This window comes from Streptomyces sp. NPDC044984 (assembly GCF_040646935.1).
In the GTDB taxonomy this organism is placed as follows: domain Bacteria; phylum Actinomycetota; class Actinomycetes; order Streptomycetales; family Streptomycetaceae; genus Streptomyces.
Genome location: NZ_JBEZBE010000002.1, coordinates 33,130 through 49,671, shown reverse-complemented (window position 1 = coordinate 49,671; position 16,542 = coordinate 33,130). Strand labels below are relative to the sequence as shown.

General features: G+C 71.6%; 11 protein-coding genes. 7 read left to right on the top strand and 4 right to left on the bottom strand.

Annotated elements, in window-relative coordinates; genetic code table 11:
• Window positions 1–42: 42 nt before the first annotated feature.
• Entirely contained in the window at window positions 43–414 is a 372-nt protein-coding gene (locus tag AB0A94_RS02590) for an NTP pyrophosphohydrolase (protein ID WP_361737686.1), read from the bottom strand.
• A 90-nt stretch (window positions 415–504) separates the two neighbouring features.
• Between AB0A94_RS02590 and AB0A94_RS02585 the strand changes: the two genes are divergently transcribed.
• Window positions 505–1,521, top strand: coding sequence for a hypothetical protein (locus AB0A94_RS02585; protein ID WP_361737683.1), 1,017 nt, complete (start codon window positions 505–507; stop codon window positions 1,519–1,521).
• Window positions 1,522–1,677: 156 nt separating this feature from the next.
• Window positions 1,678–2,796 carry a hypothetical protein gene (locus AB0A94_RS02580; RefSeq protein WP_361737680.1) on the top strand — a complete coding sequence of 373 codons (1,119 nt, stop codon included), beginning with the start codon at window positions 1,678–1,680 and terminating at the stop codon, window positions 2,794–2,796.
• Between the two features lie 113 nt (window positions 2,797–2,909).
• Here AB0A94_RS02580 and AB0A94_RS02575 read toward each other — a convergent pair whose 3' ends face one another.
• Window positions 2,910–4,031 carry an LCP family protein gene (locus AB0A94_RS02575; protein ID WP_361737677.1) on the bottom strand — a complete coding sequence of 374 codons (1,122 nt, stop codon included), beginning with the start codon at window positions 4,029–4,031 and terminating at the stop codon, window positions 2,910–2,912.
• A gap of 444 nt (window positions 4,032–4,475) precedes the next feature.
• On the opposite strand from AB0A94_RS02575, the gene AB0A94_RS02570 reads away from it, so the two are divergent.
• From AB0A94_RS02570 to AB0A94_RS02550, 5 genes are read left to right on the top strand one after another with little or no spacing between them, the layout of a single operon-like run.
• Window positions 4,476–6,104 (top strand): stealth family protein, encoded by a 1,629-nt coding sequence (locus tag AB0A94_RS02570; protein WP_361737674.1) that lies wholly within the window; start codon window positions 4,476–4,478, stop codon window positions 6,102–6,104.
• A gap of 15 nt (window positions 6,105–6,119) precedes the next feature.
• Window positions 6,120–7,742, top strand: coding sequence for a sugar phosphotransferase (locus AB0A94_RS02565; protein WP_361737671.1), 1,623 nt, complete (start codon window positions 6,120–6,122; stop codon window positions 7,740–7,742).
• Entirely contained in the window at window positions 7,739–9,499 is a 1,761-nt protein-coding gene (locus AB0A94_RS02560) for a stealth family protein (protein WP_361737669.1), read from the top strand. Before AB0A94_RS02565 ends, AB0A94_RS02560 begins: the two co-directional genes overlap by 4 nt.
• Window positions 9,496–11,592 carry a glycosyltransferase family 4 protein gene (locus AB0A94_RS02555; protein ID WP_361737666.1) on the top strand — a complete coding sequence of 699 codons (2,097 nt, stop codon included), beginning with the start codon at window positions 9,496–9,498 and terminating at the stop codon, window positions 11,590–11,592. Before AB0A94_RS02560 ends, AB0A94_RS02555 begins: the two co-directional genes overlap by 4 nt.
• A gap of 13 nt (window positions 11,593–11,605) precedes the next feature.
• Window positions 11,606–13,000, top strand: coding sequence for a GDSL-type esterase/lipase family protein (locus tag AB0A94_RS02550; protein ID WP_361737663.1), 1,395 nt, complete (start codon window positions 11,606–11,608; stop codon window positions 12,998–13,000).
• An 81-nt stretch (window positions 13,001–13,081) separates the two neighbouring features.
• Here the strand turns inward: AB0A94_RS02550 and AB0A94_RS02545 are convergent, their stop codons facing one another.
• Window positions 13,082–15,211, bottom strand: coding sequence for a 3-hydroxyacyl-CoA dehydrogenase NAD-binding domain-containing protein (locus tag AB0A94_RS02545; RefSeq protein WP_361737660.1), 2,130 nt, complete (start codon window positions 15,209–15,211; stop codon window positions 13,082–13,084).
• Complete coding sequence (locus tag AB0A94_RS02540) at window positions 15,208–16,425, bottom strand: acetyl-CoA C-acyltransferase (RefSeq protein ID WP_361737657.1); 1,218 nt, start codon at window positions 16,423–16,425, stop codon at window positions 15,208–15,210. Before AB0A94_RS02540 ends, AB0A94_RS02545 begins: the two co-directional genes overlap by 4 nt.
• Window positions 16,426–16,542: the final 117 nt, after the last annotated feature.

The window sequence follows — 16,542 nt, the reverse complement described above, 5'->3', positions numbered from 1 at the left end:
GGGCCCCCGGGCGTGCCGTCGAAGTGGCCGGCCCGCCCGGGCCTATCGCCGTACCGTGCGCGGGCCCGTGACGTCCGCGCCCAGGGACGCCACCCTGCGGCGCAGTTCACGGTCCGCCGTGACCACCAGGACCGGGCGGTCGCCGGCCTCCGCCACCAGGGCGACCATGCGGTCGTCGCCGCTGCCGGGGGCCGGCTCCACCCGGACCCCCGGAACCGACTCCACCCCGCGGGCCGCTCCCTCGGTCACCAGCACGATCTCCACCGGACCTGAGCGGTCCGGCAGACCCTCCGCCGCCAGACGGTCGCGCAGCCGCTCCGCGGCCCCGCGCCGGTCGCGCCACCACCCGTCGGGCACCGACCCGACGACATTCGCGGCGTCGACGATCACGAGCAGGGCGGCGGCGTCATCCATAGCGCAAGGGTCCCACGCGAGGGCCCGCCTTCCGGGAGGGCGGGCCCGCCCCGCCCACACCCCGCGAACCAGCTTCCGTAAGGTGAACTGGTGAACGGCAACTGGCTCCTCCGCGGCCGCGACGGCCGCCTCACCGTCTATCTGCCGTCGGACGACGCCGTCCTGTGCCGCGCGGAACTCGCCCCCGGCGGCCCCTGGGAGGCACCCCGCCGGGTCGGCGGCGACCAGGGACTCCACCCGGGACCGGCCGTCGGGCAGGGCGCCGACGGCTACGCGCACCTGGTCGCCTGGCGGCCCACGGCGTCCGGCGAGTCGGGACTGGTGCACTCCACCCACTTCCGCCCGCGCCTCGCCCCGCTGGACTGGATCCCCGTCGGCCACCCCGACAAGAAGGGCGACCGCACCGGGGCCCCGGCCGTCGCCGTCGACGGCCGGGGACGCGCGCACGTCTTCGTCCGCAACAAGGGCGGCGGGGTGAGCCTGCTCGCCCAGAAGGAGAAGGGCGGCTGGGACCCGTGGCGGGACCTCGGGGGAGAGGGCGTCCAGGACCAACTCGCGGCCGTCACGGCGGAGTCGGGACTGATCGGGCTGTACGCGGCCGTCCCGGGCGGGATCGCGCACTGGCGTCAGGAGGAGCCCGGCAAGCAGCCCGTGCGGACGGACGGCACCGATGCCTCCGTGCGTCCGGGCACCCTCCGCGCGCTGGCCACCTCCGCCGCGCACACCACCCTCTTCTTCACCGACGAACAGGGGGAGTTGTGCGCCTGGCGCCCCGGCGCCGATCCGGTGCCCCTCCTCGCCGCGGCCGGCCCCGGCCACGTCTCCGCCGTACGCTGCGCCATCGAGGGGCACGACTGTACGGTGCTCGCCCAGCGCTCCGCGAGCGGCCGCGTCGCGTTCGCCGCCTATCCCACCGAGCAGGAGCGGGCGGGCGCCTGGTGGACCGAGTCGGGTCCTCGGCTGCCTCCCGACGCGAAGGTGGCCGTGGCCCTGGACGAGCGCGACGAGCTCGTCGCGGCCACCCTCGCCCCGTCCACCGGCACCCTTCTGTTCACCCGCCGCAAGGACGAACCGGGGCTGGCGCTCCGGGCGTGGCAGGAGGTCTGAAGACGCTCCGACAGAGGCGGAACCGTGCAGGGGTCGCCCCATCATGTTCGTCAAATGTTCGATCTATGATGGTCTGCGCTCAGCCTCCGCGTAGAACCACTGCTCAGGAGGATGACAGGTCAGTCGCGTCCAGCGGCAGGAGGGGCAGGTCACGTCATGCGGACCAGATCCGGGCGCGGCACGGCCCGCGGCAGATCGGCCGACCGGCCCATCGACGCACGGAGCGAGCGGCAGGCCGCCGAGGAGACCCTCGACGGCCGCTGGCTCGTCCTCGGCAAGGACAACAGGCTCACCGCCTACGCCCGCACCCGCACCGGGCTGCTGCGCTGGACGGAGACCAGGCCCGGGGGTCCGCACTGGTCGGAGCCGGAGTTCTTCCCGGTCCCGGACCTCACTCATGTGTCGGTGGCGCAGGGCGCGGACACCTACGTCCACTTCCTGGGCCGGCGTGCCCGCGGGGACGACGGCCCGCCCGCCGTCGACATCGTCCACGCCATCCAGTACCAGACCGCCCGGCCGGTCACCGAGTGGCGGTCGCTGGGCAATCCGCACAAGGACCGGGAGCGGGCCGCCCGGCTCGGGGCACCGGTGGCCGCGGTGAGCGCGAGCGGCCGGGTGCACGTCCTCGTACCCAACGCGGGCGGTGGACTGATGCTCCGCAGGGAGGGCGCCGGTGGCAAGTGGGAGCCCTGGGCGGACCTCAAGGGCAGCGGGGTGCGGGACGGTTTCGCGGCGGTCGCCCATGCCTCCGGCCGCATCGAGGTGCTCGCGGGCAACCGGGCGCACGCCATGAGGTGGTGCCAGCCGGCGGCCGACGGCGACCTGGGCCAGGAGCCGAAGATCGCGCTGCGGGTGACGCCCGGCACCCTCGCCCTGCTGGAGACGGCGCCGGACCGGGCGACGTATTACTGGGCCGACGAGGAGACGGGCCAGCTCCTCGCCCATCGCCCCGGCAGCTGGGTGATCCCGCTCGGCGGCGCGTCGACCGGCGACCGGGTCGCGGTGCTGCGCGCGGTGCTCGACGGGTACGACTGCACGGTGCTGGCGCACCGGGGACTCGACGGGCAGGTCATGCTCGCCGTGTGCGGCACCGAGAACGAGGGGGCGGGCCTGTGGTGGTCGCCCACCGGTGAGTTCGGTGCGGGCGCCCCGGCGCTGGCCCTGGACGCCTACGGCCGGGTCGTGCTCGCGGTGATCGGCCCGGACGGGGCGCTGCGCGTCGCGCGGCAGGGGGCGGGTCCGGGCCTGTCACTCGATCCGTCGGTGGGTGTCTGACGTACGCACGGCTGTCCGGCGGGGGAGGAGCCCGGTCCTCTCCCCGCCGGACAGCCGCCGTCGACGCGCTCCTTGTGCTCTCCCGGGCGTTCCGGCGCCTCGGGGCCGGCGGTTCAGGACGTGGCGCCGCCCGTGGCGGGAGACTTCTTGGCCGACTCCGGGACGTCCTCGTCCTTGCGCAGCGCCTTCCACAGGTCGTCCGCCTGCGGCTGGGCCGGCACCACCCGGTTGGGATCCTGGGTGTCGTAGGCCACCGGCAGCATGATGGTCTCCATGGAGGCCGGGTCGACACCGTTCAGGCTGCGGCCGAACTCGGCGAGCTCGGTCAGGGAGGCCAGCTCCGAGTCGGTGGTGAGCGCCGAGGTGAGCTGGTCGGCGATCTTGTAGGTCTTGGTGGGGCTGCCGAACAGGTCCTGGCGCTTGATCTCGCTCAGCAGCGCGAGCATGAACTGCTGCTGGAGGCCGATGCGGCCGAGGTCGCTGCCGTCGCCGACGCCGTGCCGGGTGCGGACGAAGGCCAGTGACTCGGTGCCGTCCAGTTCGTGCGTGCCGGCGGTCAGGTCGAGACCGCTGGAGGAGTCGTGGATGTCCTCCTCGACGGTGACCGTCACCCCGCCGATCGCGTCCACCAGGTCCTTGAAGCCGGCGAAGTCGATCTCCATGTAGTGGTCCATGCGGATCCCGGACATCTGCTCCACCGTCTTGACCACGCAGGCCGGGCCGACCTGCGAGTAGATGGAGTTGAACATCACGCGCTTCGCCGACGCGACCTCGGAGCCGTCCTGCTTGGAACAGGCGGGCCGGGTCACGAGGGTGTCGCGCGGGATGCTCACGGCGACGGCTTCGGTGCGGCCTTCGGGTATGTGCATCACCAGCGCGGTGTCCGAGCGGGCGCCGGAGACCTTGCCGGTCTTCAGTGCGGCGTTGTCCCCGGAGCGCGAGTCGGAGCCCAGGACCAGGATGTTCTGCCCGGAAGTGGGCAGCTTCTCGGGGCGGTCGCCGCCTATCGCCTCGTCGAGGTCGACGCCCTTGATGTTGTCGTTGAGGTCGCTGTACAGCCAGTAGCCGGCACCGCCCGCGGCCAGGACGAGCAACACCAGGCTCAGCGCGATCCAGCGCCAGACACGGCGTCGTCGCGGCGGCCGGACCGACCGCCGACCCGAGGTCGGCCGACGGCCGGAGGGCGCACGTCTGGACCGGCGGGGGCTTGTCGACTCCGTCGGGGCGTGCGTCATGGACCTCGGTCCTCTCTCGTCTGCCGGCTCGCTGGTCCGGGCATGGGTGCAGGCCACGAGTGGGGGGAGAGACCGGGCCCCGCCGCGACGATGGCCGCCGAGGCGTTTCCGAACTATAGACCGATTGTCGGGTGAGTCGGCCGAGGGCTCCGGACATCTGCCTGATGTCCGATGTTCAGGAGCATGTCAGGGAACCGTGTAGTTTCTGTCATAGGTGACTACTGTTGACAGCCATCCGAACCCTTGGTGAAGATATGACTGTCCTGTGAAGGTTTAACGTTCATGTGAACTGCGCCGGCCGTGTGCCGGTGTCAGATGTGGTCGTGCATCGAGCCGGGGGGCACGAGGGCTCACGGCCACCAGTGCTCACTCCGGCGTGTCCCGGGTGAGGAAAGGGTGGGTGGCTGTGCCGCTGCGTGCGTCGTCCCTTTGGGGGGCAGTGGCGTGACGGCCGTATCCGACTTCCCCGCCCAGCGAACGGCCGGGACGGCGGGTCCTCGACGGGACGCCGACGCCGGACCGCGGCGTTCCGCCGTGTCGGCGCCCACGACGTTCACCGCCGAGCACGGCGATGTCTACGTCGAGCCGGGGCTGACGCCGCTGGCGGCCCGTGAGGCCAACCGCGCGGCGCTCTCCGCCCTGCTCGACATGGTCGGCGTCCCCCACTTCGCCGTCCGCGGCACGGTCGACCACGGCACGGTGATCGGCGTGGCCGAGGAGGACCGCGAGCGCGTGCTGCAGGCGGTGTTCCGCGGTCTGGGGCAGTTCCCGGGACACCTGACCGTCGTGGATCCGGACGCGCCCCGGCCCGCCAAGCCGGTCTCCTCGCGCGATCCCCGGGCCTGGCGAGAGGTCGCCGACGCGCGTGTGCTCCAGATCAGCTGGTACCGCACCGACCCGGGCCGGCACCTCCTGCTCCAGCACGAGTACGGCTGTGCCATCGAGTTCTGGCAGCGGCAGGGCACGCACCTCGTCGCCCCCCGTGCCAACCGCGCGACCTGGGCCGTGGCCGCCGACGGCGGGAACGTCATGGGCGCCGCCCGGCTGTTCAGTCGGTTCGTCTCCGACTGGACCCCGCCGCACCTCGCCCCCGCGCTGCCCACCCGCCCCGAGTTCCTGGTGAACTGCGCCGACGACATCGCCTTCGCCGTCGACGCCGTCTACACCTGGGTCGACGGCAACGACCCCGCCTGGCAGCGGCGCAAGGCGCAGGCCAAGGGTGAGGTCTACCACGCGGAGTCGGCGAGCGACGCCCGCTTCATCAGCCGGGACGAACTGCGTTACTCGGTGCGGTCCATCCACCTGTTCGCGCCGTGGATCCGGAACATCTACGTGGTCACCGACGACCAGGTCCCCGCCTGGATGCGCGAGGACGTGCCCGGGATCCGCATCGCCACCCACCGGGAGATCTTCCGCGACCCGGAGGACCTGCCGACCTTCAACTCGCACTCGATCGAGAGCCAGCTCCACCACATCGAGGGGCTCGCCGAACACTTCCTGTACTTCAACGACGACATGTTCATGGGCCGTCCGGTGGCCCCGCACGCCTTCTTCACCCCGAACGGAACGGCCCGCTACTTCCCCTCGCGCAACCGCATCCCGCAGGGTCCGGTCGCCGAGACCGACACGCCGGTGGACGCGGCGTGCAAGAACAACCGGGCCCTCTTGAGCAAACGTTTCGGCAAGGTGATCACCCAGCCCATGGAACACATCCCCTACGCCCTGCGCCGCTCGGCGATGGAGGAGGCCGAACTCGAGTTCCCCGAAGCGTGGGCGCGCACCTCGGCCAGCAGGTTCCGGGCCATGACCGACCTGTCCCCGACCTCGTCGTTCGCCCTGTACTACGCGGCGCTGACCGGGCGGGCCCAGCCGGGGTCCATGCCCTTCACCTACATCCAGCTGGCCGTGCCGGACCTGGCGGACCGGCTGCAACGCCTGCGCGACGGCCGGGACCAGGACACCTTCTGTCTCAACGACGCCTTCTCGACCCCCGAGGACATCGAGGCGCAGCAGGAACTGCTGGACGACTTCTTCACCTCCTACTTCCCCACCCCCAGTCCTTTCGAACGATGAGACGGAGTTCATGACGTGTCCCATCCGGCGTCGATGAGCTCCGCGGCCCACGTCTACCGGCGGTTCGTCCCCCAGCCGGTGCGCTCGGCGGCCGCGACCACGCTCCCCGCGGGCGTGCGGCGCAAGGTCAAGGGCGGCCTCGCGCGCACCCTGAGCCGCCGCGAGGCCCGACTGCACCGCAAGGCCCTGCGGCGCGTGCGCCGAGCGGGGCTCGGCCAGTCCGAACGCCGTACGCAGGCGCCCGACGGCAGGGTCGCCCACGTGCACACCGGCCTCACCGTCGACCTCGCCCGCCGGCTCGACCACGACCTGGTCACCCACGCGCTCGACACGGCCGAGGTCCCCTGGTTCGCGGTGCCCGCCCTGGACGACCGCCGGCTCTGCATCGCCGTCGAGCAGCGGGACAAGGGCACGGTGCGCCGGGTGCTGCGCGCACTGCTGGAGGAACACACCGGCTACGTCGTCTCCGTCTCCCCGGCCGCGGGCGACACCCGCGAGATTCCGGGCAGCCACATCAAGGCGTGGAAGAACTACGGCAAGGCCAGGGTGATCCGCCTGACCTGGCTGCGCACCGATCCCACGGAGCACCTGTGGCTCGGCGAGGACCAGGGCATCGAGATCGAGTTCTGGACCGCCAACACCGACCTGCCCCACGAACGGCTCATCGGTCCGCGCCCCAACCGGGTCCAGCGCGCGGTACCCGCCGAAGCACCCGGCATCGAGATCGGCCTCGACCGGCTGTCCGGTTACTGCGACATCGACGGCGACCTGGAGCCGACGATCACCCTGGAGGACTTCGACGTCGTACGGCTGGAGGAGATCTCCTTCCCCGTGGACGCGGTGCTCCTGTGGCAGCACCCCACGCCATGGGGCGAGGAACTGCTGCGCGCAGCCCTGCGGTCCCTGCACCAGTACGCGCCCTGGGTCGACGTCGTGCACGTCGTCGCCCAGGCGGAGCCGCCGGCCTGGCTGAAGGCGGACGAACGGCTCAGCGTCGTCCGCGCCCGGCCCGGCGCCGAGTGGCAGCTGGACCAGCTCCCCGACGTGGCCGACCACTTCCTCCTGCTGCGTCCCGGGGCACTGATCGGCCGCCCGGTGCGTCCCTTCGACTACTTCACGCCCAGCGGCGGAACCCGTCCGCGACGCGGCCCGTGGAACGCTTCGGAGTCCTTCGCCGAGTGGGTCCGTGCCGCCTACTCCGCCACGGGCCGCCTCACCGGACACGGCTACGCCCAGGGCCCCCAGCCCTACCGGGCCGACACCCTCACCCGGCTCGTGGAGGCGGGGGCGCGCCCGCTGCCCGTCCCGGACGACCAGCTCCTGCCCGCCGTGCCGGGAACCCACCCGATGGACGGCATGACCCACCACTTCGGGTACGTCGCCGGCCTCGCCGACCCGTCGGGAGAGGCGTCGATGGCGCTGCACGCGGCACTGCCCGGCATCGGCACCCGCCTGGAGCGGCTGCTCGTCCGCCGTGACCTGCAGCAGCTCCAGTTCTTCGGGCTGGGCACCGAGGAAGCGCGAGCCGGTGGCGGAACCAAGGCCGTCGTGCGCTTCCTGCACCAGTACTTCCCCGTCCCCAGCGTCTTCGAGCACGACCGCCCGGGGACCTCCACAGATCCGGACAACCACTCGTGAGCACAGGCAACCCCGAGGCGTCCGCCGCGGTCGGGGCCTACCGCAGCCTGGTCCCCGCGGGCCTCAGACGCCGTATCGCACGCCGTGTCCCCCCGCGGCTGCGCACGGTGCTCAAGCACCTGCTCCGCCGACTGCACGTGTTCTCCCTGGCACCCCGGCTGTTCCGCGGCGTCCGGGCCCGCCGCCGCTGGCCGCACCTCTTCGGCGAGGGCGAGCGGCTCGCCGCGCTGGCCGGACACGGAGACCGGATCGTCCTCGTCCGGCCCACCGTCTCACCGCTCGGTCTGCGCGAGGCCAACCTCGAACTGGTCGTGACCGCGCTCGAGGAGGCGGGCATCGACTACTTCGCGATCCGCGGGACCTCCGACTTCCGTTCCTGCCTCGCCGTGTCCGCGGCCGACCGCGACCGGGTCGGCAGGGCTTTGGAGCGCTGCGCCGGGCACAGCCCCGTGTATCTGCGGGCCTGCCGTGGGGAGACGGCACAGGGCAGGGCGGTGCTGGCGGGCTCGCGCCCCGGCCGGCAACTGGCCCGGCACGCTGCCGTACTGCAGATCGGCATGGTGTGGAGCGATCCCACCGGCATGCTCGTGCTCGGCCTGGAACACAGCTGCGACATCGAGTTCTGGCGACCGGAGGACGGACGCCTCGTGGCGCCGCGCCCCAACCGCGTCACGGAGGACGTGTCGCTGCACGAGGCCCGCGTCACCGTGCCGGTCAGCCGGCTGACCGGCTTCGCCGCCCTGCACACCCGCCGCACCCGCTCGGTGCGCACCGTCCAGGCGTGTGCGGACGCCCTGCCCGAGGACGTCCGCTTCCCCATCGACGTCGTCTACACCTGGGTCGACGGCAACGACCCCGCCTGGCAGCAGCGGCGCAGCGTCTACGGGGGCGGCTACCACACCGAGTCGGCGAACGCGGCCCGCTACATCAGCCGCGACGAACTGCGCTACTCCCTGCGGGCTCTGGAACAGAACGCCCCCTGGGTACGCCACGTCTACGTGGTGACGGACCGGCAGCGTCCGGCCTGGCTCAACGACAGCCACCCGCGCCTGACCGTCGTCGACCACTCCGAGATCTTCGCCGACCCGGCGGCGCTGCCCACCTTCAACTCGCACGCCATCGAGAGCCGCCTGCACCACATCAAGGGCCTGGCGGAGCACTTCCTCTACCTCAACGACGACATGTTCCTCGGCCGCCCCGTCACACCCCAGGACTTCTTCCTGTCCAACGGCATGACCCGCACCTTCTTCTCGCCGTCCCAGGTGCCCCGCTGGGACTCCAGCCCCGTGGACCGGCCGGTCGACGCGGCCGGGAAGAACAACCGGCGGCTGCTCCTGGAGAACTTCGGCACGGTCATCGTCCAGAAGCTGCGGCACGCGCCCTACGCCCTGCGCCGCAGCGTGCTGCAGGAGATCGAACGCGAGTACCGGGAAGCGCACTGGCAGACCTCGCACAGCCGGTTCCGCAGCCCCACCGACATCTCCATCCCGTCGTCGCTCTACCACTACTACGCCTACTTCACCGGCCGGGCCGTGCCGGCCGACATCAAGTTCGCGTACCTCGACCTCGCCAAGCCCGAGATCCAGCGCCGGCTCGGCATCCTGCTGGCCCGTCGCGACCGGCAGGCGTTCTGCATCAACGACACCCTCTCCGACGGCAACGACACCGACCGCCAGACGGCGATGCTCGGCGCGTTCCTCGAGTCCTACTACCCGGTGCCCAGTCCCTTCGAGCGGAAGGAGCGCGAGGTCCGGTGAAGATCTCCTTCCTCATCAACAACATCTACGGCATCGGCGGCACCAACAGAACCGTCATCAACCTCGCCGAGGCCCTCTCCGTCCACCACGACGTGGAGATCGTCTCCGTCTTCCGGCGCGCGAACACCACCAAGTTCGAGATATCCCCGCGCATCACGGTCCGGGCGCTGGTCGACCTGCGTCCGGGGTCGGCCGACCGCGGCGCCGCGGGCAGCAAGGAACCGAGCGAGGTGGTCCCGCGCCAGGAGGAGTTCTACGCCCAGTACAGCCGGTTCACCGACGAGCGGATCATCCGGGAACTGAGGAGGACCGACGCCGACGTGGTCGTGGGCACCCGGCCCAGCCTCAACCTCTTCGTCGCGGCCCACACCAGGGAAGGCACCCTGCGCGTCGCCCAGGAGCACATGACCCACCTGGCCATCCCGCCGGCCGTGCGCGCCGAGATGGCCCGGGTCTACCCGCGGCTGGACGCGATCACGACGGTCACCGAGGCCGACGCGCGCTCCTTCATGGAGAACACCCCGATCCCCGGCATCTCGGTGGTCGGCATCCCGAACAGCGTGCCGCAGCCGACCGTGGAGCCCTCCGACTGCACACGCAAGATCGTGGTCAGCGCCGGCCGCATGCACCACATCAAGCGGTACGACCTGTTGATCCGCGCCTTCGCCGGCCTGGCCGAGGAGTTCCCCGACTGGCAGCTGCGCATCTACGGCGACGGCGGCGAGGCGGGCAAGTTGCGGGCGCTGGTCACCGAACTCGGTCTGAGCGGCCGGGCGCTGCTCATGGGCGGGTTCTCGCCGATCGAGTCCGAGTGGGCCAAGGGATCCATCGCGGCCGTCACCTCCAGCGCCGAGTCCTTCGGCATGACCCTGGTCGAGGCGATGCGCTGCGGGCTGCCCGTGGTCTCCACCGACTGTCCCGTGGGCCCCCGGGAAATCCTCCGTGACGGTGAGGACGGCTTCCTGGTGCCCAACGGAGAGGTGGAGGGGATCGCCTGGGGGCTGCGCCGCCTCATGGCCGACGAGCCGCTGCGCCGTGCCATGGGCGAGGCCGCGCTGCGCAACGCGGCCCGCTACGACCCGGCTGCCGTGGCGGCCCGCTACGTGGAGCTGTTCGAGGACGCCGCCCGCCGCCGGGCCGCCGCCGTCCGCGGCTACCGCGCACCCGCCGGTCCGCGCAAGGCGGCGGCCGACCGGGCCACCGTGCCGCCGGCCGCCCTCGGCGCGGCGACGGTGGACGTCACCGCCGACGGCGCGGGCTGGCTGCACTTCAGCGCCGACGGCCCGGGGGAGGGCCGCCACCGCTGGCAGTACGTGCTGCGCCACAAGCCTTCGGACGGCGACCGGCGCCCCGACCTGCCACTGCGTACCTCCCGCGCCCAGCTGGACAACGGCGGCACCCGCTACACCGCCGCCCTCAGCCCCGCGTCCCTGGACGAACTCGGTGACGGACGCTGGCAGGTGACGATGCGCTCGCCCAAGTCGGCGCACGTCCACATGAAAGCCGGCCTCCGCGACACCCGGGCGCTCATCGACGCGCGCGCACGCCTCGTCGGCCGTCCGCCGACCGGACCGACCACCTGGAACCTGCCCTACGCCCAGCCCAACGGCCGGCTGATGCTGCGCACGGTGCTGCGCGAAGAGCACGCCGAGTGCACCGGAGTCGAGATCGGCGACGGGGCCATCACCCTGCGGGGCGTGCTGTGCGGGGGCCGGCGGATCGAGCCGGGAGCACTGTTCGTCATCAGCCGCCGCGGCCGGCACGGCAAGAACTTCACGGTGCCCGTGCAGGTGCTCGGCCGCCAGGCGTTCCGCGCCGAGGTGCCGGTGCGCCGGGTCGTCGACCACCGGCTGGAGCGCTGGGAGGACTGGGACTGGTGGCTGCAGCCGGACCCGCGGGACCGGCACAAGATGCGCGTGTGCCACCTGCTGGAGGACTTCCCCGACGTCAAGGGCGCCTATGCCTACCCGTCCCTGCCGCTCGTCGGGGACGAGGCGTCGGAGCACGCCGTCGTCCACCCGGTCCGTCCGGTGTGGGTGCGGCCCTACTGCTCGGCCTCGGGAGCCATGGCCATGAACGTGGTCGACCGCTAGGAATGGGAAATCAGTGAACCGAACCATCTTCGTCCTCGGGGACTCCGTACCCGCCCCGCGGACGGACGAAGAAGCCCCGATGGCGGGCTGGGGGCAGAAGATCGAGGACCTTCTGGTGGGGCCGGTCGCCGTGGCCAACTACGCCCGGAGTGCCATGACGACGCGGAAGTACTTCACCGAACGCTTCCCCGCGATGCTCAACCGGATGCGGCGCGGCGACATCGTGCTCATCGGCTTCGGCGGCGTCGACCACATGATCCACAACGGTATGCGCTATGTGCCGCTGCCCGAGTACCAGGAGTTCCTTCGGCTGTTCGTGCAGTACGTCCACGCGGAGGGAGGCGTGCCGGTCCTGGTGACCCCTTGCGCGCGCTACGCCTTCGCGCCCACCGGTGAGGTGCTGAACACGCGGGGAGAGTACCCGCGGGCCATGCTGGAGGTCGCCGCCGAGCTGGGTGCTCCGGTGATCGACCTGACCGGCCGCACCATGGAACTGTGGGCCCAGATCGGACCGACCCGCCTGCGTCAGTACTTCTCCTGGGTCGACGCGGGGGAGCACCCGCTCCACCCGGACGGACAGATCGACTCCTCCCACCTGAACCACGCCGGCGCCTTCCAGGTGGCCCGCGTCGTCGTGTCCGAACTGTGCAACCTCGGCATCCTCGACAAGGCGGACGTGGACGTCACCACGCTCATGACGCCGCCGACCCTGCCGCCCGTCTCCACCGAGTTCACCATCCAGTCACCCGAGTCGGCGCTCCACTACGCGCAGCCGGTCGGCGGCCCCCCCGCCGTGTCCAAGCCGGCGGCGGACGCGCTGGCCGGCCCCATGGTGAAGTTCTCCGGAACCGCGGCGCCCGGCACCGACTACGTCCTCTTCTTCGAGCAGGGCCAGTACATCGGTGGCACCCAGGTCGGCGGCGCCGGCCAGTGGATCTGGCGCCGCTCCGTCAACTGGACGGCGGGGGAGCACGTGGTCCAGTGCGTCGGACTGCGCGGCGACGGCTGCTCGCCGGTGCTGGAGCGCCGGTTCACCGTGCGCACGGAGGTGCTGCCGCCCGTGATCTCGGTGCCCTCGGAGGGAGCGTTCTGCGGGCCCCGGCCCCGTTTCTCCGGAAAGGTCCAGCCCGGCGCCACGAAGGTCGTGCTGATGGAACGCGGCCTGCTCATCGGGGCGACCGGTGTCGACGAGAAGGGCGAGTGGGGGTTCAGGCACGGTCACCCCTGGCGTCCCGGCACCCATACGGTGGAGGCGATCGCCCTCTTCGGAGCGGCGGAGTCGGCGCCGGCCAGCACGACGTTCAAGGTCGTCGGCGTTCCGGAGAACAGCCCCATCCGCTCCTTCGGCGTCTCGCGCCACGCGTGCGGTGACGTGTGCGAGCACCGTCCCTTCACCGGCGACTGGTAGGCGCCGGGCACCGCACCGAACGCCCGATGGGCCGTACCGGACTCCTCCGGTACGGCCCATCGGCGCGAGGTGGGGGCGATGTTACGCCGGGACCGAGGCCACCCCCGGCTCCAGGAACCGCTTCCCGTTCACCCGCTCGGAGACGCCCTCGCGGTCCAGGTACGGCGTGATGCCGCCCAGGTGGAAGGGCCAGCCGGCGCCCGTGATCAGGCAGAGGTCGATGTCCTGGGCCTCGGCGACGACGCCCTCGTCGAGCATCAGGCCGATCTCCTGGGCGACCGCGTCGAGCACCCGCGCCCGTACCTGCTCCTCCGTCAGGACGGTGTCGCCCTGCTGGAGGAGGGCGGCGACCTCCGGGTCCAGCTCGGGCTTGCCGCTGTCGTAGACGTAGAAGCCGCGCTTGCCGGCCTTGACGACGGCCGCGAGGTTCGGGGAGACCGTGAAGCGGTCCGGGAAGGCCCGGTTCAGGGTCTCGGAGACGTGCAGGCCGATCGCCGGGCCGACCAGCTCGAGGAGGACCAGCGGGGACATCGGCAGGCCGAGCGGCTCCACCGCCTTCTCCGCGACCTCGACCGGCGTGCCCTCGTCGATGACGTTCTGGATCTCGCCCATGAAGCGGGTGAGGATGCGGTTCACGACGAACGCGGGGGCGTCCTTGACCAGTACCGCGGTCTTCTTCAGCTTCTTGGCGACGCCGAACGCCGTGGCCAGCGCGGCGTCGTCGGTCCGCTCGCCGCGGACGATCTCCAGGAGCGGCAGGATCGCGACCGGGTTGAAGAAGTGGAAGCCGACGACCCGCTCGGGGTGCTTCAGCTTCGATGCCATCTCCGTCACGGAGAGGGAGGAGGTGTTCGTCGCCAGGATCGCGTGGGCCGGGGCGACCGCCTCGACCTCCGCGAACACCTTCTGCTTGACGCCCATCTCCTCGAACACGGCCTCGATGACGAAGTCCGCGTCCGCGAAGCCCTCGGCCTTGTCCAGGACACCGCTCACCAGGGCCTTGAGGCGGTTGGCCTTGTCCTGGTTGATGCGGCCCTTGCCGAGCAGCTTGTCGATCTCGGCGTGGACGTAGCCCACACCCTTGTCGACGCGCTCCTGGTCGATGTCGGTCAGGACGACCGGCACCTCCAGACGGCGCAGGAAGAGCAGGGCCAGCTGCGAGGCCATCAGGCCGGCGCCGACGACGCCCACCTTGGTGACCGGGCGGGCCAGGTTCTTGTCCGGGGCGCCGGCCGGGCGCTTGCCGCGCTTCTGCACCAGGTTGAAGGCGTAGATGCCGGAGCGGAGTTCGCCGCCCATGATGAGGTCGGCGAGCGCGGTGTCCTCGGCGTCGTAGCCCTGCTGGAGGTCGCCGTTCTTGGCGGCGGCGATGATGTCGAGGGCGCGGTAGGCGGCCGGGGCCGCGCCGTGCACCTTGGAGTCGGCGATGAAGCGGCCCTTGGCGACGGCCTGGTCCCAGGCCTCGCCGCGGTCGATCACCGGACGCTCGACGACGATCTCGCCCTTGAGGACGGCCGCCGTCCAGATCAGCGACTGCTCCAGGAAGTCCGCGCCCTCGAAGATCGCGTCCGCGATGCCGAGTTCGTGGACCTGCGCGCCCTTGAGCTGCTTGTTCTGGTTGAGGCTGTTCTCGATGATGACCGAGACGGCCTTCTCGGCGCCGATCAGGTTCGGCAGCAGGGTGCAGCCGCCCCAGCCGGGGACCAGACCGAGGAAGACCTCGGGGAGGGAGAAGGCGGGGAGGGCCGCGGACACCGTGCGGTAGGAGCAGTGCAGGCCGATCTCGACGCCGCCGCCCATCGCGGCGCCGTTGTAGTACGCGAACGTCGGCACGGCCAGCTTCGACAGCCGCTTGAAGACGTCGTGGCCGCCCTTGCCGATGGCCAGCGCGTCCTCGTGCCGCTTCAGCAGCTCGACGCCCTTGAGGTCGGCGCCGACCGCGAAGATGAACGGCTTGCCGGTGACGCCGACGCCGACGATCTCGCCGTCCGCGGCCTCCTTCTCGACCTGGTCGATGGCGGCGTCGATGTTCGCCAGCGACTGCGGGCCGAGGGTGGTCGGCTTGGTGTGGTCGTGACCGTTGTCCAGGGTGATCAGCGCGAACCGGCCCGCGCCCAGGGGCAGGTCGAAGTGGCGTACGTGCGCGCTGGTGACGACCTCGCCGGGGAACAGCTCGGCCGCACCCTTCAGAAGCTCTGCGGTGGTGCTCACTTGTCCCCCTCGAAGTGCGGGTTCTCCCAGATGACCGTCGCGCCCATGCCGAAGCCGACGCACATGGTGGTCAGGCCGTAGCGGACGTTCGGCTGTTCCTCGAACTGGCGGGCCAGCTGCGTCATCAGGCGGACGCCGGAGGAGGCCAGCGGGTGGCCGAAGGCGATGGCGCCGCCGTACTGGTTGACGCGCGCGTCGTCGTCGGCGATGCCGTAGTGGTCCAGGAAGGCGAGGACCTGGACGGCGAAGGCCTCGTTGATCTCGAACAGGCCGATGTCGGAGATGGACAGGCCCGCCTGGGCCAGGGCCTTCTCCGTGGCCGGGATCGGGCCGTAGCCCATGACCTCGGGCTCCACACCCGCGAAGGAGTAGGAGACCAGGCGCATCTTGACGGGCAGGCCGTTCTCGCGGGCGAAGTCCTCGCTCGCGATGATCGAGGCGGTGGCGCCGTCGTTCAGACCGGCCGCGTTGCCGGCGGTGACCCGGCCGTGCACGCGGAACGGGGTCTTGAGGTTCGCCAGGTTCTCCAGCGTGGTGCCCGGGCGCATCGGCTCGTCGGCGGTGACCAGGCCCCAGCCCGTCTCGCCGGCCTCTTCGTTGGTGCGGCGCACCGAGACCGGCACCAGGTCGGCCTGGATCTTGCCGTTGGCGTACGCCTTGGCGGCCTTCTCCTGGGAGCGGACCGCGTACTCGTCGGCGCGCCGCTTGGTGATGTGCGGGTAGCGGTCGTGCAGGTTCTCCGCGGTCATGCCCATGAACAGGGCGGACTCGTCGACCAGCTTCTCGCTCACGAAGCGCGGGTTGGGGTCCACGCCCTCGCCCATCGGGTGGCGGCCCATGTGCTCGACACCGCCCGCGACGGCGACGTCGTACGCGCCGAAGGCGACGGAGCCGGCCACCGTGGTGACGGCGGTCAGGGCGCCGGCGCACATGCGGTCGATGGAATAGCCCGGGACCGAGGTGGGCAGGCCCGCGAGGATGCCGGCCGTGCGGCCGATGGTCAGGCCCTGGTCGCCGATCTGCGTGGTCGCGGCGATGGCGACCTCGTCGATCTTCTTCGGGTCGAGACCGGGGTTGCGGCGCAGCAGCTCCCGGATCGCCTTCACGACGAGGTCGTCGGCGCGGGTCTCGTGGTAGATGCCCTTCGGGCCCGCCTTGCCGAACGGGGTACGGACGCCGTCGACGAAGACGACGTCCCTGACGGTACGAGGCACGATGGCTCTCCTCCAGGGTACGGGACGCTGAGCGCTTGCTTACGGGTCATGCTACTTGTGGGTAACGTGACTGCCCAGCCCCGCCGCCCGGAGCGGTGAACATCACACGTCCGGCGG

Bases quoted from the DNA above. Each gene is read 5' to 3' on its own strand.
- AB0A94_RS02590 (WP_361737686.1), bottom strand. From the start codon at position 414: ATGGATGACGCCGCCGCCCTGCTCGTGATCGTCGACGCCGCGAATGTC.
- AB0A94_RS02580 (WP_361737680.1), top strand. From the start codon at position 1,678: ATGCGGACCAGATCCGGGCGCGGCACGGCCCGCGGCAGATCGGCCGAC.
- AB0A94_RS02575 (WP_361737677.1), bottom strand. From the start codon at position 4,031: ATGACGCACGCCCCGACGGAGTCGACAAGCCCCCGCCGGTCCAGACGT.